The organism is Sphingomonas hankookensis (assembly GCF_022664465.1).
Lineage (GTDB): Bacteria > Pseudomonadota > Alphaproteobacteria > Sphingomonadales > Sphingomonadaceae > Sphingomonas > Sphingomonas hankookensis.
Map to the genome: position 1 here is coordinate 325,367 of NZ_JAKREV010000002.1, position 22,232 is coordinate 347,598.

25 protein-coding genes are annotated in these 22,232 nt (G+C 64.7%); 1 reads left to right on the top strand and 24 read right to left on the bottom strand.

Going from position 1 to position 22,232, the window contains the following annotated elements; genetic code table 11:
• Positions 1-28: 28 nt before the first annotated feature.
• The 19 genes from MF610_RS06845 to MF610_RS06935 form a co-directional block, all read right to left on the bottom strand.
• Positions 29-817: a type III pantothenate kinase gene (locus tag MF610_RS06845; protein ID WP_242194210.1), complete on the bottom strand. Its 789-nt coding sequence runs from the start codon at positions 815-817 to the stop codon at positions 29-31.
• A gap of 108 nt (positions 818-925) precedes the next feature.
• Positions 926-1,657 carry a biotin--[acetyl-CoA-carboxylase] ligase gene (locus MF610_RS06850; RefSeq protein ID WP_242194211.1) on the bottom strand — a complete coding sequence of 244 codons (732 nt, stop codon included), beginning with the start codon at positions 1,655-1,657 and terminating at the stop codon, positions 926-928.
• Positions 1,624-3,069, bottom strand: a complete 1,446-nt coding sequence (gene nuoN / locus MF610_RS06855; RefSeq protein ID WP_242194214.1) for an NADH-quinone oxidoreductase subunit NuoN — start codon at positions 3,067-3,069, stop codon at positions 1,624-1,626. Before nuoN ends, MF610_RS06850 begins: the two co-directional genes overlap by 34 nt.
• Positions 3,069-4,634: an NADH-quinone oxidoreductase subunit M gene (locus tag MF610_RS06860; protein ID WP_242194216.1), complete on the bottom strand. Its 1,566-nt coding sequence runs from the start codon at positions 4,632-4,634 to the stop codon at positions 3,069-3,071. The genes nuoN and MF610_RS06860 overlap by 1 nt, the downstream gene beginning before the upstream one ends.
• 37 nt (positions 4,635-4,671) lie before the next feature.
• Positions 4,672-6,774: an NADH-quinone oxidoreductase subunit L gene (gene nuoL / locus MF610_RS06865; protein ID WP_242194218.1), complete on the bottom strand. Its 2,103-nt coding sequence runs from the start codon at positions 6,772-6,774 to the stop codon at positions 4,672-4,674.
• Between the two features lie 34 nt (positions 6,775-6,808).
• Positions 6,809-7,114 carry an NADH-quinone oxidoreductase subunit NuoK gene (nuoK, locus tag MF610_RS06870; protein ID WP_055755914.1) on the bottom strand — a complete coding sequence of 102 codons (306 nt, stop codon included), beginning with the start codon at positions 7,112-7,114 and terminating at the stop codon, positions 6,809-6,811.
• Positions 7,111-7,722: an NADH-quinone oxidoreductase subunit J gene (locus MF610_RS06875; protein ID WP_242194220.1), complete on the bottom strand. Its 612-nt coding sequence runs from the start codon at positions 7,720-7,722 to the stop codon at positions 7,111-7,113. The genes nuoK and MF610_RS06875 overlap by 4 nt, the downstream gene beginning before the upstream one ends.
• Before the next feature lie 109 nt (positions 7,723-7,831).
• Complete coding sequence (gene nuoI, locus MF610_RS06880) at positions 7,832-8,317, bottom strand: NADH-quinone oxidoreductase subunit NuoI (protein ID WP_055783951.1); 486 nt, start codon at positions 8,315-8,317, stop codon at positions 7,832-7,834.
• Complete coding sequence (nuoH, locus tag MF610_RS06885) at positions 8,314-9,369, bottom strand: NADH-quinone oxidoreductase subunit NuoH (RefSeq protein WP_242194222.1); 1,056 nt, start codon at positions 9,367-9,369, stop codon at positions 8,314-8,316. Before nuoH ends, nuoI begins: the two co-directional genes overlap by 4 nt.
• Positions 9,366-11,381 (bottom strand): NADH-quinone oxidoreductase subunit NuoG, encoded by a 2,016-nt coding sequence (gene nuoG, locus MF610_RS06890; protein WP_242194224.1) that lies wholly within the window; start codon positions 11,379-11,381, stop codon positions 9,366-9,368. Before nuoG ends, nuoH begins: the two co-directional genes overlap by 4 nt.
• The gene (locus tag MF610_RS06895; RefSeq protein ID WP_242194226.1) at positions 11,381-12,091 is read right to left on the bottom strand and encodes a hypothetical protein; all 711 of its coding nucleotides are present in this window, start codon (positions 12,089-12,091) and stop codon (positions 11,381-11,383) included. The genes nuoG and MF610_RS06895 overlap by 1 nt, the downstream gene beginning before the upstream one ends.
• Positions 12,088-13,392, bottom strand: a complete 1,305-nt coding sequence (gene nuoF, locus MF610_RS06900; protein WP_242194228.1) for an NADH-quinone oxidoreductase subunit NuoF — start codon at positions 13,390-13,392, stop codon at positions 12,088-12,090. The genes MF610_RS06895 and nuoF overlap by 4 nt, the downstream gene beginning before the upstream one ends.
• A gap of 2 nt (positions 13,393-13,394) precedes the next feature.
• Entirely contained in the window at positions 13,395-13,565 is a 171-nt protein-coding gene (locus tag MF610_RS06905; protein WP_242194231.1) for a hypothetical protein, read from the bottom strand.
• Positions 13,562-14,254 carry a complex I 24 kDa subunit family protein gene (locus MF610_RS06910; protein ID WP_242194234.1) on the bottom strand — a complete coding sequence of 231 codons (693 nt, stop codon included), beginning with the start codon at positions 14,252-14,254 and terminating at the stop codon, positions 13,562-13,564. Before MF610_RS06910 ends, MF610_RS06905 begins: the two co-directional genes overlap by 4 nt.
• Entirely contained in the window at positions 14,254-14,559 is a 306-nt protein-coding gene (locus tag MF610_RS06915; RefSeq protein ID WP_380870964.1) for a nuclear transport factor 2 family protein, read from the bottom strand. The genes MF610_RS06910 and MF610_RS06915 overlap by 1 nt, the downstream gene beginning before the upstream one ends.
• 23 nt (positions 14,560-14,582) lie before the next feature.
• Complete coding sequence (locus tag MF610_RS06920) at positions 14,583-15,806, bottom strand: NADH-quinone oxidoreductase subunit D (RefSeq protein ID WP_242194238.1); 1,224 nt, start codon at positions 15,804-15,806, stop codon at positions 14,583-14,585.
• Positions 15,806-16,663, bottom strand: coding sequence for an NADH-quinone oxidoreductase subunit C (locus MF610_RS06925; RefSeq protein ID WP_242194241.1), 858 nt, complete (start codon positions 16,661-16,663; stop codon positions 15,806-15,808). Before MF610_RS06925 ends, MF610_RS06920 begins: the two co-directional genes overlap by 1 nt.
• Positions 16,660-17,229, bottom strand: coding sequence for a NuoB/complex I 20 kDa subunit family protein (locus MF610_RS06930; RefSeq protein WP_242194243.1), 570 nt, complete (start codon positions 17,227-17,229; stop codon positions 16,660-16,662). The genes MF610_RS06925 and MF610_RS06930 overlap by 4 nt, the downstream gene beginning before the upstream one ends.
• The gene (locus MF610_RS06935) at positions 17,220-17,594 is read right to left on the bottom strand and encodes an NADH-quinone oxidoreductase subunit A (protein ID WP_242194246.1); all 375 of its coding nucleotides are present in this window, start codon (positions 17,592-17,594) and stop codon (positions 17,220-17,222) included. The genes MF610_RS06930 and MF610_RS06935 overlap by 10 nt, the downstream gene beginning before the upstream one ends.
• Positions 17,595-17,766: 172 nt before the next feature.
• Here MF610_RS06935 and MF610_RS06940 point away from each other — a divergent pair, with 172 nt between their 5' ends.
• Positions 17,767-18,234: a YbjN domain-containing protein gene (locus tag MF610_RS06940; protein ID WP_242194248.1), complete on the top strand. Its 468-nt coding sequence runs from the start codon at positions 17,767-17,769 to the stop codon at positions 18,232-18,234.
• A 39-nt stretch (positions 18,235-18,273) separates the two neighbouring features.
• Here MF610_RS06940 and MF610_RS06945 read toward each other — a convergent pair whose 3' ends face one another.
• From MF610_RS06945 to thiE, 5 genes are all read right to left on the bottom strand, one after another.
• On the bottom strand, positions 18,274-19,089 hold the full coding sequence (locus tag MF610_RS06945) for an inositol monophosphatase family protein (protein ID WP_242194250.1): 816 nt from the start codon (positions 19,087-19,089) through the stop codon (positions 18,274-18,276).
• A gap of 130 nt (positions 19,090-19,219) precedes the next feature.
• Positions 19,220-19,783, bottom strand: a complete 564-nt coding sequence (efp, locus tag MF610_RS06950) for an elongation factor P (protein ID WP_056452206.1) — start codon at positions 19,781-19,783, stop codon at positions 19,220-19,222.
• Between the two features lie 38 nt (positions 19,784-19,821).
• Positions 19,822-20,415: a murein hydrolase activator EnvC family protein gene (locus MF610_RS06955; protein ID WP_242194252.1), complete on the bottom strand. Its 594-nt coding sequence runs from the start codon at positions 20,413-20,415 to the stop codon at positions 19,822-19,824.
• 11 nt (positions 20,416-20,426) lie between these two features.
• Positions 20,427-21,416: a L,D-transpeptidase family protein gene (locus MF610_RS06960; RefSeq protein ID WP_242194254.1), complete on the bottom strand. Its 990-nt coding sequence runs from the start codon at positions 21,414-21,416 to the stop codon at positions 20,427-20,429.
• 57 nt (positions 21,417-21,473) lie between these two features.
• A complete protein-coding gene (thiE, locus tag MF610_RS06965) occupies positions 21,474-22,160 on the bottom strand; it encodes a thiamine phosphate synthase (RefSeq protein WP_242194256.1) in 687 nt (228 codons plus the stop codon).
• Positions 22,161-22,232: the final 72 nt, after the last annotated feature.

The following is a 22,232-nucleotide window of genomic DNA, read 5'->3' on the forward strand; positions in this document are numbered from 1 at the left end:
CGCCCATTCGCGGGTTCGGTTTGCTTCGTTACGTTGCTGTAGTGATATGGGTGCGGCGCCACAGCATCGCCAGTCCCGTGATGGTCAGGTCCTGTTCGATCGAATCGAACACCTGCGTGTGTTTCTCGAAAAGGATCGCGAGCCCGCCAGTGGCGATCACATGGACGGGGCGGCCGATCTCCGCCTTCATCCGCGCGACCAGCCCCTCGATCATCGCGATATAGCCCCAATAAATGCCGATATGCATCTGGTCCGCCGTGTTGCGGCCGATGACGCTGGTCGACGCCGGTGCCTCGATCGCTATCCGCGGCAGTTTGGCCGCCGCCGTCACCAGCGCATCAAGCGACAGATTGATGCCCGGCGCGATGATACCGCCCTTATACGCCCCGGTATAGTCGACCACATCGAACGTCGCCGCCGTGCCGAAATCGACGACGATCAGGTCACCGGCGTGCGCCGCATGCGCGGCGATCGCGTTCAGCGCACGATCGGCGCCCACCGTATGCGGTTCCTCGACATCGAGCGCGATGCCGAACCCGGCCGTACCGCGCCCCGCCACCAGCGCGTCGACGCCGAAATATTTGATCGCCAGCACCTCGAGATTGTGGAGAGCGCGCGGCACGACCGTCCCGATCATCACCGCGGTCACGACCGAACGATCGCGCCCGTCAAGCGCGAGCAGCTGGCTCAGCCACACCGCATATTCGTCGGCCGTGCGGCGCGGATCGGTCGCGATGCGCCAGCGCGCGACGATCGCCTCGCCATCGACCAGCGCGAACACGATATTGGTATTGCCGGCATCGATCGCTAGCAGCATCGACCTTCCTTGCCGTGCCCGAACGGCACGTCTCGTGTCTCGCTAGAGGCTATGGGCAGCAACGACAAGCGTCCCCTGTAGCCTCTGCCGGTCCGCCGGGTCACGTGGTCAGGCAAAGACGTCACCGGCATGGACCAGCAACACCTGCCCCTCGCGCACCTTCAACCGCAATGCACCGTCAGGGCCGAGCCCATCGAACGCCCCTTCGCGCTCGCTGCCATCGGGCAGACGAACCCGCAGGGCGGTCCCGAGGGGATGCGCCAGCGCTTCCCATGCCGTCCGGATCGCTACCAGATCGTGATGCCGCCACACCCGCAGCCATGCCGCAAAGCGCGTATGCAGCGCTTCGAGCATTGCCGCCGGCACCACCTCCACCCCTTGCGCCCGCAAACTGGTGGTCGGCCGGTCGGCAAGATCGGGATGCGAGGCCAGATTGACGCCGAACCCGATTACCACGGCATTGTCGCTACCACGTTCCAGCAGGATACCCGACAGCTTGGCGCCGTCGATCAGCAGGTCATTCGGCCATTTGATCGCGACGCGGCCGGGCACGAAACCCGCAACCGCCTCCGCCAGAGCGACCGCCGCGATCAGGGTCAGCGTCGGTGCGGCGGGATCGCCCGGCTGTAACCGGACGATCGTGCTCGCGAACAGGTTGCCCGTGCCGTCCGACCAGCTGCGGCCCAGCCTGCCCCGACCGGCAACCTGCCGCTCGGTGCGCAGCCACAGCCCCTCCTCGGCGCCGGCTTCGGCAGCGGCGAGCAGGTCGGCATTGGTCGACCCGGTCTCGCCAACGACGCGAACCGTCAGAACAGCGCCCGTGCGGCGGTCAGCGACCATGCCGACAGCGGCGCGATCAGGAACAGGCTGACCGGTGAGATCACGATCGCCGCGGCCAGCGTCAGGCCGCCTTCGACCAATGCCGGTTCACGGCCGAACGGCGCGGCGGGCTCGTCGAAGTACATCGTCTTGACGACGCGCAGGTAATAATAGGCACCGATCGTCGACGCCGCGATGCCGATCACCGCCAGCGGCAACAGCCCCGCCTGCACCGCCGCCTCGAACACCGCGTACTTGGCCCAGAAGCCGAGCAACGGCGGGATGCCGGCGAGCGAGAACATGAAGATCGCCAGCGCCAGCGCCAGCGCCGGGCGGCTGCGCGACAGACCCGACAGGCTCGCGACGTCCTCGACCGGCTGCCCGTCTTCGCCGCGCATCTGCAGCACGATCAGGAACGATCCCAGCGTCATGACGATATAGACGGCGAGGTAGAACAGCACGCCCGCGACACCCTGCGCCGACCCGGCGGCAAGGCCCACCAGCGCGAAGCCTACATTGTTGATCGACGAATAGGCGAGCAGCCGCTTGATGTTGCGCTGCCCGATCGCCCCGACCGCGCCGAGCACGATCGACGCCAGTGCTGCGAAGATCACGATCTGGCGCCATTCGAGGACCGCCGGACCCATCGCCTCGACCGCGACGCGCAGCGCCATCGCCATGGCCGCGACCTTGGGTGCCGATGCGAAGAACGCCGTCACCGGTGTCGGCGCGCCTTCGTACACGTCGGGCGTCCACATGTGGAACGGCACCGCCGCCAACTTGAAGGCGAGGCCGGCGAACACGAACACCAGCCCGAACAGCAGACCCATGTTGCGCGGACCGGCATAAGCGATAGCGATGTCGTTGAACAAGGTGGTCCCGGCAAAGCCATACACCAGGCTGATGCCATAGAGCAGGATGCCCGAGGCCAGTGCGCCCAGCACGAAATACTTCAGACCCGCTTCGGCCGAACGCGTATCGCGCCGCATGAAGCTGGCGAGGACATATGCGGCAAGGCTCTGCAGCTCGAGGCCCACATAGAGCAGCAGCAGGTCGGATGCCGACACCATCATGCCCATGCCGCATGCCGACAACAGGATCAGCACCGGATATTCGGGCTTGAGGTCGTCACCGCTGGTGCGTTCGAAGAAGCGCGGCGCGATGATGATCGCTACGGCCGAGGCGAGATAGATCAGCACCTTGGCAAAAGCCGCGAACGCATCGGCGCGGTACATGCCGTCGAAGGCGGTTCCGCCCGACGATCCGTTACCGACCAGCGCTACCGCGGCGCCTGCCAGCACGAACACTGCCGCGATGCTGACCCCGCGCGTCGCCGCCTGCTTGCCCCATGCCGATACCAGCATCAGGACGATCGCCCCTACCGCGAGCACCAGCTCGGGCAGGGTCATCGAAAGTTGTTCGGCGTAGCTCATCAGTGCGATTCCCCGTGCGCCGCTGCTGCGCCCGTCCCATGTTCCGCGGCTTTCGCCGCTGCCGCCGCCGGATTACCCGGGGTCGGCCGTGAATCCGATACCGGTGCCGCCCGCTCGATCCGCGCGACCAGCAACGCGACGTCGCCGCGCATCGGCGCGAGGAAGCTCTCCGGATAGACACCCATCCACAGCACCACCGCCGCGATCGGTGCCAACAGCGCAAGTTCACGCCCCGACACGTCGGGCATCGCCTTGACATCGTCATGGACGAGGTCGCCCAGCGCGATTCGGCGATAGAGGTACAGCGAATAGGCGGCGCCGAGGATGATGCCGGTCGTGCAGATCAGCGCCGCCCAGGTCGACACCCGATACGTGCCCGCAAGGCTCAGGAACTCACCCACAAAACCCGACGTGCCCGGCAGGCCGATCGACGCCATGGTGAACAGCAGGAAGAACACGGCATAGCGCGGCATATTGATCGCCAGACCGCCATAGCGCGCAATCTCACGCGTATGCAGCCGGTCGTAGATGATGCCGACGCACAGGAAGAGCGCACCCGACACCAGCCCGTGGCTGAGCATCACGATCATCGCACCTTCGATGCCCTGCTGGTTGAAGGCGAACAGGCCGATCGTGACGATCGCCATGTGCGCGACCGACGAATAGGCTATCAGCTTCTTCATGTCCGACTGCACCAGCGCGACGAGCGAGGTATAGACGACCGCCACCGCCGACAGGGTGAGGATCAGCCACGTCAGCTGGCCCGAAGCCTCCGGAAACATCGGGATCGAGAAGCGCAGGAAGCCGTAGCCGCCGAGCTTCAGCAGCACGCCCGCCAGGATGACCGACCCGGCGGTCGGCGCCTGCACGTGCGCGTCGGGCAACCAGGTGTGGACCGGCCACATCGGCATCTTCACCGCGAACGAAGCGAAGAACGCCAGCCACAGCCACGTCTGGACATGCGCCGGGAAATCATACGCCATCAGCGTCGGAATGTCCGACGTGCCCGCCGTCTGGATCATGTAGATCATCGCGATCAGCATGAGCAGCGAGCCGAGCAGCGTGTAGAGAAAGAATTTGTACGACGCGTAGATGCGGTTCGCCCCGCCCCAGATGCCGATGATCAGGTACATCGGGATCAGGCCGGCTTCGAAGAATACGTAGAACAGCAACAGGTCCTGCGCCGCGAAGGTACCGATCATCAGCACTTCGACGCTGAGGAACAGCGCCATATATTCGGGTACGCGGTTGGTCACCGACTTCCACGACGCGCCGATGCAGATCGGCATCAGGAAGACGCTGAGCATGATCAGCATCAGCGCGAAGCCGTCGATACCCAGTGCATAGCGGAACACGCCGAAGTCACCGAGCGCGGGCGCCTCGACGAACTGCCACTGCGCACCGCCCACCTCGAAATTAGCCCAGAGCAGCACGCCCAGCGCGAGGTTGACTAGCGTGGCGGCGAGGGCCGTCCAGCGCGCACCATTCGCCGATACGAACAGGCACAGCACCGCTGCGGCCGCCGGCACCAGCAGCATCACCGACAGGATCGGGAAGCCGTTCACGAGTTATTCCCCCGAACCATTTGCTTGAAACCGCGCATCACGACGCGATCGCCCAGGTAACCGCCGCCGTCAGGCCGATCAGCATGACGAAGGCATAGGTGTAGAGATAGCCGGTCTGCATCTTGACCGCGAGGCGGCTGGAAAAGCCGACTAGCGCCGCCGACCCGTCGGGGCCGAAGCGGTTGATCGTCTGTTCATCCCCACGCTTCCAGAAAAAGCGGCCGAGCGCGAACGCCGGACGGACGAAGAGCAGGTGATACAGCTCGTCGAAATACCACTTCTTGAGCAGGAAGCGGTGCAAGACGCGGAAGGTTTCCGCAATGCCCGCCGCCGTGCCCGGCCGTGCGATATAGACGTAGAAGGCGCTCGCCAGACCGATCAGCATCACGATCGTCGCGGCCAGCTTCACCAGCAACGGCACCTCGTGCATCGCGTGCATCAGATGTTCGTTGAAGAACAGGCTGCCCTTCCAGAACGTTGCACCCGCTTCCGGTTCGATGAACCAGTGGTGGAAGACATAACCGGCCGCAACCGCGCCGATCGTCAGGACGACCAGCGGGATCAGCATCGGCAGTGGGCTTTCGTGCGGATGATAGCCCGCCGTCCCTTCGACCACGTCGCTGGCATGCGCATCGTGCGTCGACGGGGCATGGCCCGCATCTTCGGCTGCCGGATGCGCGTCGTGGTGCGCGTGACCGTCGTGCGCATGCTCGTCATGGCCGTGAAGACCATGGGCGTCGTGCACCGCATGCTGGATATGCTCCGACCCGGCCCAGCGCGGCGTGCCGAAGAAGGTCAGGAACATCAACCGCCACGAATAGAAGCTGGTCAGCAGCGCGGCAAAGGTGCCGACATAGAAGGCGCCATAACCGTTCGGACCCGATGCCCAGGCGGCTTCGAGGATCGCATCCTTCGAATGATAGCCGGCAAAGCCGCCGACGCCATAGATGCCGACCCCGGTGATCGCCAGCGTACCGGCCATCATCGCCCAGAAGGTCAGCGGGATATGCTTCCGCAGGCCGCCATAGAAGCGCATGTCCTGCTCATGGTGCATCGCATGGATGACCGAACCGGCACCGAGGAACAGCAGCGCCTTAAAGAAGGCGTGGGTGAACAGGTGGAACATCGCCGCGCCGTAAGCGCCGACCCCCGCCGCAAAGAACATATATCCGAGCTGCGAACAAGTCGAATAGGCGATGACGCGTTTGATGTCAGTTTGCACGAGGCCGATCGTCGCGGCAAACAGGCAGGTCGCGGCGCCGACGCCGGTCACCACCGCCAGCGCGGTCGGCGAGGTTTCAAACATCGGCGACAGGCGACACACCATGAACACGCCGGCGGTGACCATCGTCGCGGCGTGGATCAGCGCCGACACCGGGGTCGGGCCTTCCATCGCGTCGGGCAACCAGGTGTGGAGACCGAGCTGCGCCGATTTGCCCATCGCACCGACGAACAACAGCAGGCACAATACGGTCATCGTGTCGGCGCGGAACCACAGGAAGCCGATCGTCGAACCGGCCATCGACGGCGCGGCTTCGAGGATCGCCGGGATCGAGATCGTTCCGAACACCAGATAGGTACCGAAGATGCCGAGCATGAAGCCAAGGTCGCCGACGCGGTTGACGACGAACGCCTTGATCGCGGCGGCATTGGCCGAGGGCTTCTTGAACCAGAAACCGATCAGCAGGTACGACGCCAGACCGACGCCTTCCCAACCGAAGAACATCTGCACCAGATTGTTCGCGGTCACGAGCATCAGCATCGCGAAGGTGAACAGCGACAGATAGCTGAAGAAGCGCGGCTGGTCGGGGTCCTCGCTCATATAGCCCCAGCTATAGAGGTGGACGAGCGCCGAGACGCTGGTGATGACGACCAGCATGACCGCGGTCAGTGCGTCGACGCGCAGTTCCCACGCGATGTCCATGCCGCCCGACACGATCCACGTCGACACCGGCGCGACATTGGCCTGTGCCGTGCCACTCAGGAACGGGATGAAGATCGACCAAGACAACCCGGCAGCGACCAGCAGGCCGGCGGTCGTGATGACCTTCGGCACCGCGATGCCGAACGCGCGGTTCGACAGCCCTGCGACGATCGACGCCAGCAGCGGCAGGAACACGACGATATGGATGGGGCTCACGAAACCACCCCCGAAACCCGAAAAGCCACCGGCATCATCCCTTCATCCGGTTGACGTCGTCGACCGCGATGGAACCGCGACCACGGAAATAGATGACCATGATGGCCAACCCGATCGCGCTCTCACCGGCAGCGACCGCCAGTACGAACATCGCGAAGATCTGACCGACCAGGTCGCCCAGCTGCGCCGAGAAGGCGACGAAGTTGATGTTCACCGCCAGCAGGATGAGCTCGATCGACATCAGGATGACGATCAGGTTCTTCCGGTTGAGGAAGATGCCCAGCACGCCCAGCGTGAACAGGATCGCCGCGACGACCAGATAATGGGTAAGACCGATCACAGCTCGACCCCCTGCCCGATGGGCTGATTGACGTTACGGATCGCATCCTTGGCGCGGCGGTTGATCTGGCGGTTGATGTTCTGCGCCTTGGCATCCGCGCGCTTGCGCTGGGTCAGCACGATCGCACCGATCATCGCGACCAGCAGGACGAGGCCGACGCCTTCGAAGACGTAGAGATAGCGCGAATAGAGCAGCCGCCCGATCGCCTCGATGTTCGGCACCGTGACGTCGGTCGGCGCGATCCGCTTGGCCAGATCGATCCGGGCGGCGGTCCACGCATAAGCACCGACGATCAACTCGACCGCCAGCAGCACCGCCAGCGCAAGGCCCGCCGGCAGATAGCGGACGAACCCGGCGCGCAGTTCGGTGAAGTCGATGTCGAGCATCATGACCACGAACAGGAACAGCACCGCGACCGCGCCGACATAGACAATGACGAGCAGCATCGCGATGAACTCGGCACCGGCCAACACCATCAGGCCGGCGGCGTTGAAGAAGGCGAGGATCAGCCACAGCACCGAATGGACCGGATTGCGCGACGTGATCGTCAGCGCGGCCGATGCCACCACGATCGTGGCGAACAGATAGAAGGCGAGTGTCTGGATCACGAGCGCTGCTCTTCCCCCTGCCCGCCCCGCTGGGTGCGGGACGATACGCTAATCGATTGGCCGGCGAAGCGGGGCGCTTGGCCCCCACCGGTACGGAACATGCGCGCCATTACCGGTAGGGCGCGTCGCTCGCAAGGTTCGCGGCGATGGCGCGTTCCCAGCGGTCACCGTTCGCGAGCAGCTTGTCCTTGTGATAGATCAGCTCTTCGCGCGTCTCGGTCGCAAACTCGAAGTTCGGCCCTTCGACGATGGCATCGACCGGGCATGCTTCCTGGCACAGCCCGCAATAGATGCACTTGGTCATGTCGATGTCGTAGCGCGTGGTGCGGCGACTGCCGTCCTCGCGCGGTTCGGCCTCGATCGTGATTGCCAGCGCCGGACACACCGCCTCGCACAGCTTGCACGCGATGCAGCGTTCTTCCCCATTGGGATAACGGCGCAGCGCATGTTCGCCGCGGAAGCGCGGGCTCAGCGGGTTCTTCTCATACGGGTAGTTGATCGTCGCCTTGGCCTTGAAGAAGTACCGCAGCGTCAGCGCATGGGCCTTCACGAACTCCCACAGGGTGAACGATCGGATGGTCTGGGCGATACTCATGCAGGCACTCCCACGCGCTGGAGCATGAGCCAGCCCGAGATGAGGAAAACGAAGGTCAGCGACAGCGGCAGGAAAATCTTCCAGCCCAGCCGCATCAGCTGGTCATAGCGGTACCGGGGCACTGTCGCCTTGATCCAGCTGAATACGAAGAAGAAGAAGAACGTCTTGGCGAGGAACCAGATGATCCCCGGCACGAAGTACAGCGGCGCCCAGTCGACCGGCGGCAGCCAGCCACCCCAGAACAGCAACGCATTGAGCGCGCACATCAGGATGACGTTGGCATATTCGCCCAGCCAGAACAGCGCAAAGGCCATCGACGAATATTCGGTCTGATAGCCCGCGACCAGTTCCGATTCCGCCTCGGTCAGATCGAACGGCGCGCGTGCGGTTTCGGCGAGCGACGAGATCAGGAACACCACCGCCATCGGGAACAGCAGCGGATTGAAACCGAAACCATTGATGAAGCCGAAGATATGCGCGCGCTGTTCCAGCACGATCGTCGTCAGGTTGAACGACCCCGCCCACAGCACGACCGAAATCAGCACGAACCCGATCGCGACTTCGTAGCTGACCATCTGCGCGGCCGCACGCAGCGCCGAATAGAAGGGATATTTCGAGTTGGACGCCCAGCCCGAGATGATCACGCCATACACGCCCAGCGACGACGCCGCGAGAATGTAGAGCAGGCCGACATTGATATCCGCGACCACCACACCGACGTCGAACGGGATCACCGCCCAGACGATCAGCGCGACGGTGAAGGTGATGATTGGCGCGAGCAGGAACAGGCCGCGATTGGCCGAGGACGGCACGATCGTTTCCTGCAGGAACACCTTCAGACCGTCGGCGAACGATTGCAGCAGGCCCAGCGGACCGACGACGTTCGGCCCGCGGCGCAGCGCCATCGCCGCCCAGATCTTGCGATCGGCATAGATGATCATCGCGACCGCCAGCATCAGCGGCAGCGCGATGACCAGAATGCCGATCAGCGTCGCGACGGTCCACGCCACGCCGTACGGCAGACCGACGGTAGTTTCGAAGAACGAGGTCACTCGGCGGCCTCCGCGAAATCCTGGCCATGGACAAGTTCGGCCGAACAGCGCTGCATCGTCGGGCTGGCCCGGCAGATCGCGTTGGTCAGGTAGAAGTCGGCGACCGGATAGGTCACCTTGCCCTCGCCCTTAGCGTCGAGCGCGGGCGGGTTCCAGTCGTAACGTACCAGCCCCTCCTGCCCCAGCGCCGGCACCGCCGCCGTCATCGCACGGCGGACGCCGGCGAAATCGTCGAACGGCAACGTGACACCCAACACTTCGCCGAGCGCACGGAAGATCGTCCAATCCTCGCGCGCGTCGCCAGGCGGGAATACCGCGCGGTCGCCGCGCTGCACGCGCCCTTCGAGGTTGACGTAGGTCCCGGCCTTTTCTGCGTAGCTGGCGCCCGGCAGAACGATGTCCGCCACCGCCGCGCCCTTGTCGCCGTGATGGCCGACATACACCTTGGTCGCGCCCGCGAACTGGCTGAAATCGACCTCGTCCGCGCCAAGGAAGAACACCAGCTTCGGGTTCGCCGCAACGATATCGGCAATGCCGCCCGCCTGCGCATAGCCCAGCATCAGCGCACCCATCCGGGCGGCGGCGGTGTGAACCACGTTGAAGCCGTTCCACGACGAACCGTCTTCCAGCGTGCGAATCAGATTGCCGTCCTGCGCCAGCTTCAGCGCCGCGCCATGGCCAACCTTCAACGCGCCGGGGCCGACGATCACCGCGGGACGCTTGGCCGCGTCGAGCGCTTCGGCGGCACGATCGGGCAAACCGTTCAGCAGGCCCAGATCGTCGCCCAGCCATTCGACCTTGTAGGTCAGGTCGGTTTCCGGCCCGATGGCGAAGACCCGCGCGCCCTTCTTGATCGCTTTGCGGACGCGGGTGTTGATCAGTGGCGCTTCGTGGCGCAGGTCGCTGCCGACCAGCAGGATCGCATCGGCGTCCTCGATCCCGGCGATGGTCGTGTTGAACGCGACCGTGCCGAGGCTGGTGACGTCATAGGCCATGCCCGTCTGCCGCCCTTCGAGCAGTGACGAACCGAGCGCATTCACCAGCGCCTTGGCCGCGAACATCGTCTCGCAATCGAGCAGGTCCCCGGCGATCGCCGCGACCGACGAACCCGCGCTTACCGCCGCAATCGCTGCGAACGCTTCGTCCCATTCCGCCGCGACCAGCTTGCCGTCTTTGCGGACGAACGGCTTGTCGAGGCGACGACGGACCAGACCGTCGACAGCGTGGCGCGTCTTGTCGTGCGCCCATTCCTCGTTCACGTCTTCGTTGATGCGCGGCACGCAGCGCAGCACCTGCCGGCCCCGGCTGTCGAGCCGGATGTTGGTGCCGACGGCGTCCATCACGTCGATGGCGAGCGTCTTCTTAAGCTCCCACGGACGCGCTTCGAACGCATAGGGCTTCGACGTCAGCGCACCGACCGGGCACAGGTCGACGACGTTGCCCGACAATTCGCTGGTCACCGCCTGTTCGAGGTACGACGTGATCTGCATATTCTCGCCGCGATAGATCGCGCCGATTTCCTCCACGCCCGCGACTTCTTCCGCGAAACGGATGCAGCGCGTGCACTGGATGCAGCGGGTCATGACCGTCTTGACGATCGGGCCCATGTACTTTTCAGTGACCGCGCGCTTGTTCTCGTCATAGCGCGACTGGCCGCGACCATAGGCGACCGACTGGTCCTGCAGGTCGCACTCGCCCCCCTGATCGCAGATCGGGCAGTCGAGCGGGTGGTTGATCAGCAGGAATTCCATCACGCCTTCGCGCGCGGCCTTCACCATCGCGCTGTCGGTGCGGATTTCCTGATTGTCGGCGGCGGGCAGCGCGCACGACGCCTGCGGCTTGGGCGGCCCCGGCTTCACCTCGACCAGACACATCCGGCAATTGCCGGCGATCGACAGCCGCTCGTGATAGCAGAAGCGCGGGATTTCCTTGCCCGCGGCTTCGCATGCCTGGAGGACGGTGGCACCCTGCGGCACCTCGACCTCGATCCCATCGACTTTCACCTTCGGCATTACCTGGTTTCCTGCGACACGGGAGACGCGACAGGGACGGTTCCGCGATAGAGAACTTCGCCCAAGGCACCTTCCAAAATGGGCTTACCCAACTTGATATTCTGTCCGCTCGGCAAGCATTTCCCCAAATGCGGTGCCAGCGCGGCAAATGCGGCATCCTGTTCCTTGCTCGCCGTCGGTCCCAGCACGACCGCCTTGGCCGCGCTCGGGTCACGCCCGACAACGCAGCTCGCAAAGGACAACAGCCCTGCCTGTAGCGCAAATTCGGTGTTGGCAGGATCAACTGGCGCGCGAACGTCGAACGTGACCGTCGGCAGAGACCAGGCCGAACCACGCCGTTCGGCCTGGTCGCGCCGCCGATAGAGTTCGACGAAGATCGCGCCGCGCATCATTATCGGCTTCATGCGCATTTGGCCGGACATCAGACATTCGTCGTCGGCGACCTTGGAAAACTGCGTATCGCTCAGCTTGTCGGCAGGCTGTGCGAGGATCCCTGACATCTGCTGCGCCTTGCGATCGACCGTACAACGCGCAAAGTCCGCCAGCGCCTTTCGTGCGCGTACCTGGTCGGAAAGCCCGGGCGCGTCCGAAATACGCGCACGACGCGGTACCGCAATCGACGATCCGGTGTCCATTTCCACCTGTCGCTGGGCCAGCGCGGGAGACGCCACCGGTACCACCAGAGCCGCCATGATCAGCGCAAGCTTCATTCGGCCGCTTCCTGCAACGACAGCGAACTATCGCCACGCTTTTCATTGATCCGCCGCTCGAGTTCGGGCCGGAAGTTCTTGATGAGGCCTTGAATCGGCCATGCCGCCGCGTCGCCCAGCGCGCAGATGGTATGGCCTTCGACCTGCTTCGTCACCTGCTGCAGCGTGTCGATTTCCGACAGGTCGGCATCGCCGGTGCGCAGCCGTTCCATCACCCGCCACATCCAGCCGGTGCCTTCGCGGCACGGCGTGCACTGGCCGCAGCTCTCATGCTTGTAGAAATAGCTGAGACGGCTGATCGCGCGGACGACGTCGGTCGACTTGTCCATCACGATGACGGCGGCCGTGCCGAGACCTGATCCGACCGCCTTCAGCCCGTCGAAATCCATCGGCGCATCGATGATATGCTCGGCCTTCACCAGCGGCACCGACGATCCGCCGGGGATGACGCACAGTAAATTGTCCCAGCCACCGCGAATGCCACCGCAATGCTTTTCGATCAGCTCGCGGAACGGGATGCTCATCGCTTCCTCGACCACGCAGGGACGGTTCACATGGCCGCTAATCTGGAAGAGCTTGGTGCCCTTGTTGTTCTCGTTGCCGAAGCTTGCGAACCATTCCGGACTGCGCCGCAGGATCGTCGGCACGACCGCGATCGATTCGACGTTGTTGACCGTCGTCGGGCAGCCATAGAGGCCGGCACCGGCCGGGAATGGCGGCTTCAGGCGGGGCTGACCCTTCTTACCCTCAAGGCTTTCGAGCATCGCGGTCTCTTCGCCGCAGATATAGGCGCCGGCACCACGGTGCGCGAACACGTCGAAGTCATAGCCCGACCCGCAGGCATTCCTGCCCAGCAGCCCCTTGGCATAGGCTTCGGCAATCGCTGCGAACAGGGTTTCCGCCTCGCGGATATATTCGCCACGGATATAGATGTACGCCGCCCGCGCGCGCATCGCGAAGCCCGCGATCAGCGCGCCTTCGATCAGCTTGTGCGGATCGTGGCGGATGATCTCGCGGTCCTTGCACGAACCGGGTTCGGATTCGTCGGCGTTGATGACCAGGAAGTTCGGCCGGTCGGGCTTCGGCGCCTTCGGCATGAACGACCATTTGGTGCCGGTCGGGAACCCTGCCCCACCGCGCCCGCGCAGGCCCGACGCCTTGATCCGGTCGATGATCGTGTCGGGACCCAGCTGCAACAGCGCCCTGGTATTGTCCCAGTCGCCGCGCATCACGGCGGCGTCGAGGTTCCACGGCTGGAACCCGTACACGTTGGTGAAGATGCGATCCTTGTCGGCCAGCATCCTTAGCGTCCCTTCCCGATCGCCTTTTCGGCGATGAAATACACGGCAACCATCGCCGCTATGCCGATGGCTACGCCAACCAGCTTAAGCGCGCCGACGAACAGTTCCAGCGCGATCCACAACACCACAATGCCGACCAGCACCGCGATCAACAGGCTGCCAAGCGCCCTCATGCGACCGAACCTTGGGCGTTGCCCCATTCGGGCCGATAGTCGTGGTTCTCGGTCATCATCGCCGCCAGATTGGTCGGTTCGCCGACCGGCTCGACTGTGTGACGACCCGGCTCCTGCGTGCCGGGCTTCGGCGTCTCGCCCTTGCCCAGCGCCTCGAGGATCACGGTCATGCGATCATAGTCCAGATCTTCGTAATTATCGTCGTTGATCTGGACCATCGGTGCCGAGGCGCAATTGCCCATGCACTCGACCTCGGTCAGCGTGAACAGGCCGTCAGGTGTCGTCTTGCCCTTCATCAGGCCACGGTTCTTGCACGCCGCGAACACGTCGTCCGACCCGCGCAGCATGCACGGCGTCGTACCGCAGACCTGCACATGATAGCGGCCCACCGGGGCGAGGTTGAACATCGTGTAGAAGGTCGCGACCTCGTACACCCGCATATAGGCCATGCCCAGTTCGCGCGCGATGAACTCGATCACCGGCACCGGCAACCAGCCCTGCGTCTGCGTTTCCGCACCGACCTGACGCTGCGCCAGGTCGAGGAACGGGATGGTGCACGACTGCTGCCGGCCTTCGGGATAGCGCGCGACGATCTCGCGCGCCTTGTCGGCGTTCGCGGCGTTCCAGGTGAAATTGCCCCAGCGTGCGCGAACCTCGGCTTCGTCGGGGATGTTGGGGGCGTCGGCCATCAGCGAATAAACTCCACGCGGCCGACCTTGTCGCCGCTGAACGAATAGACGGTCATCACTTCGAACGGCTCGGCATCGGCCGAGCGGCGGACGCGTTCGTGCAGTACGACGCGCTCGCCCAGTTCGAACGATTGCAGGACTTCGGCATGGTTCTGCGGAAATTCGGCGAAGACCGCCGCCATGCCGCTCTCCACGCCAGCACGCCCGTCGCGCACCACGTCGCCGCGATACTGCGCCTCGCAGCCATCGTCGGCGAAGAATGCAGCATACCCCGCCGCATCGCGCGCATTGTAACGCTCCATCATCGCCGTCACGGTATCGAGCCGGCTCAACGGTCGCACTCCCCGAACACGATATCCATCGCCCCCAGAATGGCGGTGATGTCGGCGAGCATGTGCCCCTTCGCCATGAAGTCCATCGCCTGAAGATGGCTGAATGCCGTCGGGCGGATCTTCACCCGGTACGGCTTGTTGCTGCCGTCCGACACCATGTAGATGCCGAATTCGCCCTTGGGGCTTTCGGTCGCGACATAGACTTCGCCGGCGGGCACGTGGAAGCCTTCGGTGTACAGCTTGAAGTGATGGATCAGCGCTTCCATCGACTGCTTCATCTCGGCCCGCTTCGGCGGCACGACCTTGCGGTCCGACGACGCGATCGGGCCTTCAGGCATTTGCGCCAGGCACTGCTTCATGATGCGGGCCGACTGCCAGACTTCCTCGACGCGGACCATGAACCGGTCGTAGCAGTCGCCGCGCGTGCCGACCGGCACGTCGAACTCGACCCGGTCATAGGCGTCATAGGGCTGCGCCTTGCGGATATCCCACGGAATGCCCGCGCCGCGGATCATCGGACCCGAGAAGCCCCAGCGCACTGCGTCCTCGCGGCTGACAATCGCGATGTCGACGTTGCGCTGCTTGAAGATGCGGTTCTCCGCAACCAGGCTGATCGCGTCGCCGAACAGGCGCGGCAGGCGCGTGTCGAGCCATTCCGCGATATCGGTCAGCAGCTTCAGCGGCACGTCCTGATGGACGCCGCCGGGACGCAGGTAATTATGGTGCATCCGCGCACCCGACATGCGCTCGAAAAAGCCTAGGCAGTCTTCGCGGATCTCGAACATCCACAGGTTCGGCGTCATCGCACCGACGTCCATCACGTGCGAGCCGAGGTTCAGCATGTGATTGCAGATGCGGGTCAGCTCCGCAAAGAACACGCGCAGATATTGCGCGCGCAGCGGCACTTCGATGTCGAGCAGCTTTTCAACCGCCAGCACATAGCTGTGCTCCATGCACAGCGGCGAGCAATAGTCGAGGCGGTCCATGTACGGGAGCGCCTGCTGATAGGTCTTGTACTCGATCAGCTTTTCGGTGCCGCGATGGAGCAGGCCGACATGCGGGTCGATCCGCTCGATGATCTCGCCGTCCAGTTCGGTGACGAGCCGCAACACACCGTGCGCCGCGGGATGCTGCGGGCCGAAGTTGATCGTATAGTTCTGGATCTCGACATCGCCGGGCGTCGGGTTGGCGGCGTCGAGCTGGTGGTCGTAATCGGCCATTACTTGTCCTCCACCGACGGCTTGCCCGCGTCGGGCGACGGCACGTCGGGATCGACCGGCTTCGATTCGGGCTGGTTGCCCGGATGCGGCTTGCCCGCGCCAGACTGCGCGGTGCTCTCAGTCGTCTTGGGCTTGTCGACCTGCGGCTCGGCAGCCTTCACATTGTCGTCGGCGCGCTTGACCTGATCGGCGGTGACGGGCGTCGGCGCGCCCGGCGCCGTTCCGACGGCAGGCTTGGGTGCGGCGGCCTTCTCATCGCCTGGCAGGACGTACTCGGCGCCTTCCCACGGGCTCATGAAGTCGAACGTGCGGAAATCCTGCGCCAGCTTCACCGGCTCATAAACCACGCGCTTGGCCTCTTCCGAATAGCGCATCTCGACATAGCCGGTCAGCGGGAAGTCCTTGCGCAGCGGATGGCCGCGGAAACCATAGTCGGTCAGGATACGGCGCAGATCGGCATTGCCGGTGAACAGCACGCCGTACATATCGTACACTTCGCGCTCGAGCCAGCCGGCATTGTACCAGATGCCCGTTACCGACGGCACCGGCGCGTCTTCATCGGTCGTCACGCGCACGCGGATGCGGTGGTTCCGGGTCATCGACAGCAGGTGATAGACGACGTCGAAGCGCTCGGGGCGCTCCGGATAGTCGACGCCGGCGATCTCGGCCAGCATCTCGTACTTCAGGCCCGGCGTGTCGCGCAGCGTTTCCATCGCGATGACTAGCCGGTCGCGATCGACGGTGAGCGAAATCTCGCTCACCAGATCCTGCGCGTGAAGCAACATGTCGCCGAGCGCGGCGGTCGCCGCGTCGATCACGCCGTCATTGGGCGCGTGACGGGGTGCAGGGGCCCTCACCGTTCGATGCTCCCCGAACGACGGATCTTCCGCTGCAACTGCATCACGCCATAGAGCAGAGCTTCGGCGGTCGGCGGGCAACCGGGGACATAGATATCGACCGGCACCACGCGGTCGCAACCGCGCACGACGCTGTAGCTATAATGGTAATAGCCGCCGCCATTGGCGCAGCTGCCCATCGAGATGACGTATTTCGGTTCCGACATCTGGTCGTAGACGCGGCGCAGCGCCGGGGCCATCTTGTTGCACAGCGTGCCGGCGACAATCATCACGTCCGACTGACGTGGGCTCGCGCGCGGGGCGGCGCCGAAGCGCTCCATGTCATAGCGCGGCATGTTGACGTGAATCATCTCGACCGCGCAGCAGGCGAGGCCGAACGTCATCCACCACAGCGAACCGGTCCGCGCCCATTGGAACAGATCTTCCGTCGTGGTGACCAGAAAGCCCTTGTCGGTAAGTTCGCCGTTCAGGTCGTTGAAGAAACCCTGATCAGGCGCCTGCACCGGCACGCCGGCGGCGTTACCCGCGCCGAAGCCGTGCGGCGGCGTCGTGAGTTCTACTCCCATTCGAGAGCTCCCATCTTCCAAGCATATACGAGGCCCAGCGCCAGTTCGCCGATGAAGATCATCATCGACACCCACGCGGTCCAGCCGAGGTCGAACACCGAGACTGCCCAAGGATATAGGAACGCGGCCTCGAGATCGAAGATGATGAACAGGATCGCCACAAGATAGAAGCGCACGTCATATTGGCTGCGCGAATCCTCGAACGCGGGAAAGCCGCATTCGTACTCGGTCAGCTTTTCCGGCGTCGGCTTATGAGCACCGGTGAAACGCGATGCCACCATCGGCAGCACGACGAAGGCCGTCGACAGTACCAGAGCAACGCCCAGGAACATCAGGATCGGCAGATATTGCGACAGGTCGACCAAGGTGGGTCTCTCGCGGTTGCGGTATGAATGGAGCCGGCTTTAGGCCGATGGCGTTGGGGCATCAAGGGCGGAACAGGATGAGAATCACTCGCAATTCCTTCACCTTCCGCGCTACATGCCGCAACGGTCGGACCGTGGGGCAACGGTACGGTGGAAGACGAGGGGGAAACCAATGCGGAACTGGGCCAAACTTGCCGTCCTGCCGGGCATTGCCGTGATGGCCATGCCGGCGGCTGCACAGACCGTCGACGCGACCAAACCGGAAACGGTGGTCACGGCGCTACGCGAGGCAGGGTATCGGGCGGTGCTGGAGAAAGACAATGGCGGCGACCCGCTGATCAAGAGCGGTGCGGCAGGCGTCGACTTCTCGGTCTATTTCTACAACTGCACCGCCAACAAGGCATGCCAGACGGTGCAATTCTATGCCGGGTTCGTGAAGAAGGGCGTGACGCTCGACACGATCAACAAGTGGAACAGCACCCACCGCTTCGCGCGCGGCTATCTCGACGACGAGAAGGACCCGCGAATCGAGATGGACGTCGACCTAGACCATGGCGGCATATCGAGCGCGCTGTTCAAGGCGAACCTGGCGACATGGGAATCGCTGCTGGGCGAATATCAGAAGGCGATCGACTTCTGAGCGTAACGGGTGGCGGCGCACGACCGCCGCCCAGCCGGATCAGCGCAGCGCGCCCGCGACCAGCTTGTGCAGGCGGGTCTGCATCTGTTCGTTGCTCGCCAGCACCTCGCCCTTTTCATAGGCGCGGTCAGCACCGCGATAGTCGGTGACGAAGCCGCCCGCCTCCTTGACCAGCAATATGCCGGCGGCGATGTCCCATTTCTTCAGCCCCGATTCCCAGAAGCCGTCGAAGCGACCGGCGGCGACATAGGCGAGGTCGAGCGCGGCCGAACCGAAGCGGCGGATGCCGGCGACTTCGGGCGCGACCGCGCCGAAGATGCGGGTCCATTCGGCAAAGTTGCCATGGCCCAGGAACGGAATGCCGGTCGCGATCAGTGCTTCGGACAGATCGCGGCGCGACGACACGCGCAGCCGCTGCCCCTGCAACCACGCACCCCGGCCCTTTTCGGCCCAGAAGCCTTCGTCGGTGATCGGGTTGTAGACCATCGCGCAGGTGATCTCGGGCTTGCCGCCCGCGCCGAACGGCTCCTCGACCGCGACCGAGATCGAGAAATGCGGGATGCCGTGCAGGAAGTTGGTGGTGCCGTCGAGTGGATCGACGATCCAGCGCGGCTTGGACGGATCGCCGGCGATCTCGCCGCCTTCCTCCAGCAACATGCCCCAGTCGGGACGCGCTTTCCGCAGTTCCTCGACCAGCGTTTCCTCGGCGCGCTTGTCGGCCAGCGACACGAAGTCCGCCGGCCCCTTGCGGCTGACCTGGAGATGCTGGACCTCGCCGAAGTCGCGGCGCAGGCGCGGGCCGGTCTTGCGCACGGCGCGTTCGAGGACGGTGATGAGGCCGGACTGGGCGGACATTTCTTTGGTTCCTGTTGGTTTACTTGGCAGCGCCGCGGGCGAAGCCCGCGTCGTCGGCCGCGCTTTCGCGCGCCGGCCGGGCTTGCGGTCAGGGCAAATAGCGCACGCTATTTGCTCCGACCGCTGCGCCTCAATCCGCGCGCCTCACATAAGTCTGCTCATACACGTCCACAACGATCCGCGTACCAGCAGCGATATGCGGCGGGACCATGACGCGGACGCCGTTGTCGAGCACGGCCGGCTTGTAGGACGACGACGCCGTCTGCCCCTTCACCACCGCATCGGCTTCGACGATCGTCGCTTCGATCGTATCGGGCAGCTGGACGCTGATCGCTTCGTCGTCATACATTTCCATGACGACATCCATGCCGTCCTGCAAAAATGCGGCAGCGTCGCCCAGCAGGTCGCGGGCCAGCGTCACCTGGTCGTAGGTGATCTTGTCCATGAACACGAGCGTGTCGCCTTCGGGATACAGGAACTGGAAGTCCTTGGTATCCAGCCGGATGCGCTCGACCGTTTCGGCGGAGCGGAAGCGGACGTTGTTCTTGCGGCCGTCGCGCAGGTTCTTCATCTCGACCTGCATATAGGCGCCGCCCTTGCCCGGCTGCGTGTGCTGGATCTTCACCGCGCGCCAGATGCCGCCTTCATATTCGATGATGTTGCCGGGGCGAATGTCGACGCCGCTGATCTTCATGACGAACCATACCTGTTGGAAAGAGCGAAGCTGCGCCCTTACCGCTCCGCCCGTCCGCGGGCAAGCAGCGGATAGGGGTTGATCGCCCGACCCCTATACCATGGCTCGTCGGGGTTCAGCCGCTCGATGCCGAAATGGAGGTGGAAATTGCCCGCCCCGGCGTTGCCGGTGTCGCCGACCGCCCCGATCGGGTCGCCCGCGCGGACCTGCCCGCCCTCGTGCAGTGTCGGGGCATAGGCGGCGAGATGGGCGTAGTAATAGGACAGCCGCCGGTCGGGCGAGCGGACATAGGCGGTCACGCCCCCGCCCCCGTTGCTGTAGAACAGCTTTTCGACCGTACCCGGCGCCGCGGCGACCACCGGGACGCCGGCCGGGGCCATGATGTCGACGCCGGTATGGCGCCGTTCGCCCCCGGCCCGCTCCTCGCCGAAACTGTCCCGGATGCTCGACCAGCCGACGCCGCGCACCGGCAGGGTCAGCATGCCGGGCGGTAGCGGATCGGCAGGTGCCTGAGGCGCCGTAGCTAGGCGGTCCGGACGAGGACTACGGGGATCGCCGAAATCGACCAGCAGCGCGATGAGCCCCGCCCCCAGCACGAACAGGGCGAGGAACGCCCAGCCGATCCGGTTCATCGCCGCAGCCTTTAGGGCTGGAAGATCGCGGGCGTGCCGGGCTTGACCATCAGCGACAGCCGCGCCGCGTCCCAGTTGGTCAGGCGGATACAGCCATTGCTCTCGGTCTTGCCGATATTCTCCGGCTCGGGCGTGCCGTGGATGCCGTAATGCTCCTTCGACAGATCGACCCACACCACGCCGACCGGGTTGTTGGGACCGGGCGGTACGATCTCCTTGCTGTCCGACTTGTCGGCGTGGCGCAGGATCGCGGGGTTGTACTGCCAGTCGGGATTGGCCGCGACGCCCTGGATCTTCCATTCGCCGATCGGCAGCGGGTCGTGCGACGAACCCATGGTGGCGGGGAACTGGGCGAGGATCTTGTCGCCGGCATAGGCGCGCAGCCAGCCTTCGGACTTGTCGACGACGACGCGGTCGGCCTGTGGCTGGTTGGCGTCGACGTTGAGATTGGCGAGCGTCTGGCGATAGTCGCCCGACCAGCTGTCGGCATAGCTGCGCGAGGTGGGCAGGACGTTGGGGAAGACGACGCGGGTGCCGGGGCGCAGCATTGTTTCGCGGCTGTTGAGCGCGACCAGCGTGGCGGGGGTGGTGTGGAACATCTCGGCCAGCTTTTCGAGCGGCGAGCGGTAGCCGAGCGTCGTCAGCTTCGCCTGATCGGCATATTCCTTCGGAATCGGGTTTGTGTACGGGCCGGCCAAGGCACGTTCGGACAGGGTCAGCGTGACCGTCGCCGGACGCATCGCCGGGTTCAGCGCGCGCTTCGTCGCAGGGTCGAGCGTACCGGTGACCGGCAGGTCGCGCGCGGTCTGGAACCCGCGCAGCGCCCGCTTGAACAAGGCGCTGTCCTTGCCGTCGATCACGCCGACGGTGAAGCCGTGCCGGTCCAGCAGCACCTGCGCATGCAGGACGGTCTGATCGATCGCCGGCGCGGGTTGCGGCGCGGGCGCCTGTGCCACCGCGACGCCGCTCACCACGAGTGCTGCCCATGCCAGTCGCTTCATACGCCAATCCCCAAACATCGTTGAGGAAGGATAACGACCGGGCGGGGCAGACGTTTCCTACCCCTTGAGCACCGCGTCAAATGCCTCGATCGCGGCGGCCTCGTCGCCGTTCCATACGGCACCCGAGACGGCGATGAAGTCGGCGCCGGCGGCGATCAGCGGGGCGGCGTTTACAGGGGTGATCCCGCCGATCGCGACACTGGGCAGTTCGAACAGCGCCGACCACCATGACAGGATGACCGGTTCGGGGACGTGGCGCACTTCCTTGGTCGTGGTCGGATAGAAGGCGCCGAACGCGACATAGTCGGCGCCCGCCTCCCCCGCCTCCATCGCCAGGTGGCGACTGTCATGCGCGGTCACGCCGATCTGGACATTGGGGCCCAGCACGTCGCGGGCTTCGCGGGCATCGCCGTCTTCCTGGCCCAGATGGACGCCGTCGGCACCCAAGCGCTTGGCGAGGCTGATGCTGTCGTTGACGAGGAAGGCGACGTCATGGTCGGCGCAGATGCGCTGGAGCGGCTCGGCGAGGCGGGCGGCGGCATGCTGGTCGATATCCTTCACCCGGAACTGGAAGGCGGCGACCGGGCCGGCACCCAGCGCGCGGGCGAGGCGATCGGGGAAGGTCCCGGTCACGTCGAGCGGCGATATGAGGTAGAGCTGGCACGGCGGACGCCGCACGTCGCGCACGAACTGCTTCGCGAAATCGGGGGACAGCGGGCCGAGCGGATCTTCGTCAAGGGTCATGCTGCTTCCCTGCCCCAGTGTGGCGGCGGGTGGAAGGGCATGGGCGGGTCAAAGTTCACTAAGTTCACACTC

What these genes read in the sequence shown, in the direction of transcription:
- MF610_RS06845 (WP_242194210.1), bottom strand. Translation starts at nt 817, where the DNA reads ATGCTGCTAGCGATCGATGCCGGCAATACCAATATCGTGTTCGCGCTG.
- nuoN (WP_242194214.1), bottom strand. Translation starts at nt 3,069, where the DNA reads ATGAGCTACGCCGAACAACTTTCGATGACCCTGCCCGAGCTGGTGCTC.
- MF610_RS06910 (WP_242194234.1), bottom strand. Translation starts at nt 14,254, where the DNA reads ATGGCCGACGCCCCCAACATCCCCGACGAAGCCGAGGTTCGCGCACGC.
- MF610_RS06960 (WP_242194254.1), bottom strand. Translation starts at nt 21,416, where the DNA reads ATGAAGCGACTGGCATGGGCAGCACTCGTGGTGAGCGGCGTCGCGGTG.
- MF610_RS06850 (WP_242194211.1), bottom strand. Translation starts at nt 1,657, where the DNA reads ATGGTCGCTGACCGCCGCACGGGCGCTGTTCTGACGGTTCGCGTCGTT.
- MF610_RS06920 (WP_242194238.1), bottom strand. Translation starts at nt 15,806, where the DNA reads ATGGCCGATTACGACCACCAGCTCGACGCCGCCAACCCGACGCCCGGC.
- MF610_RS06930 (WP_242194243.1), bottom strand. Translation starts at nt 17,229, where the DNA reads ATGGGAGTAGAACTCACGACGCCGCCGCACGGCTTCGGCGCGGGTAAC.
- MF610_RS06955 (WP_242194252.1), bottom strand. Translation starts at nt 20,415, where the DNA reads ATGAACCGGATCGGCTGGGCGTTCCTCGCCCTGTTCGTGCTGGGGGCG.
- MF610_RS06905 (WP_242194231.1), bottom strand. Translation starts at nt 13,565, where the DNA reads ATGAGGGCGCTTGGCAGCCTGTTGATCGCGGTGCTGGTCGGCATTGTG.
- MF610_RS06895 (WP_242194226.1), bottom strand. Translation starts at nt 12,091, where the DNA reads ATGAAGCTTGCGCTGATCATGGCGGCTCTGGTGGTACCGGTGGCGTCT.
- MF610_RS06915 (WP_380870964.1), bottom strand. Translation starts at nt 14,559, where the DNA reads ATGATGGAGCGTTACAATGCGCGCGATGCGGCGGGGTATGCTGCATTC.
- nuoG (WP_242194224.1), bottom strand. Translation starts at nt 11,381, where the DNA reads ATGCCGAAGGTGAAAGTCGATGGGATCGAGGTCGAGGTGCCGCAGGGT.
- nuoI (WP_055783951.1), bottom strand. Translation starts at nt 8,317, where the DNA reads ATGAGTATCGCCCAGACCATCCGATCGTTCACCCTGTGGGAGTTCGTG.
- thiE (WP_242194256.1), bottom strand. Translation starts at nt 22,160, where the DNA reads ATGACCCTTGACGAAGATCCGCTCGGCCCGCTGTCCCCCGATTTCGCG.
- MF610_RS06940 (WP_242194248.1), top strand. Translation starts at nt 17,767, where the DNA reads ATGCGGAACTGGGCCAAACTTGCCGTCCTGCCGGGCATTGCCGTGATG.
- MF610_RS06945 (WP_242194250.1), bottom strand. Translation starts at nt 19,089, where the DNA reads ATGTCCGCCCAGTCCGGCCTCATCACCGTCCTCGAACGCGCCGTGCGC.
- efp (WP_056452206.1), bottom strand. Translation starts at nt 19,783, where the DNA reads ATGAAGATCAGCGGCGTCGACATTCGCCCCGGCAACATCATCGAATAT.
- nuoF (WP_242194228.1), bottom strand. Translation starts at nt 13,392, where the DNA reads ATGCTGGCCGACAAGGATCGCATCTTCACCAACGTGTACGGGTTCCAG.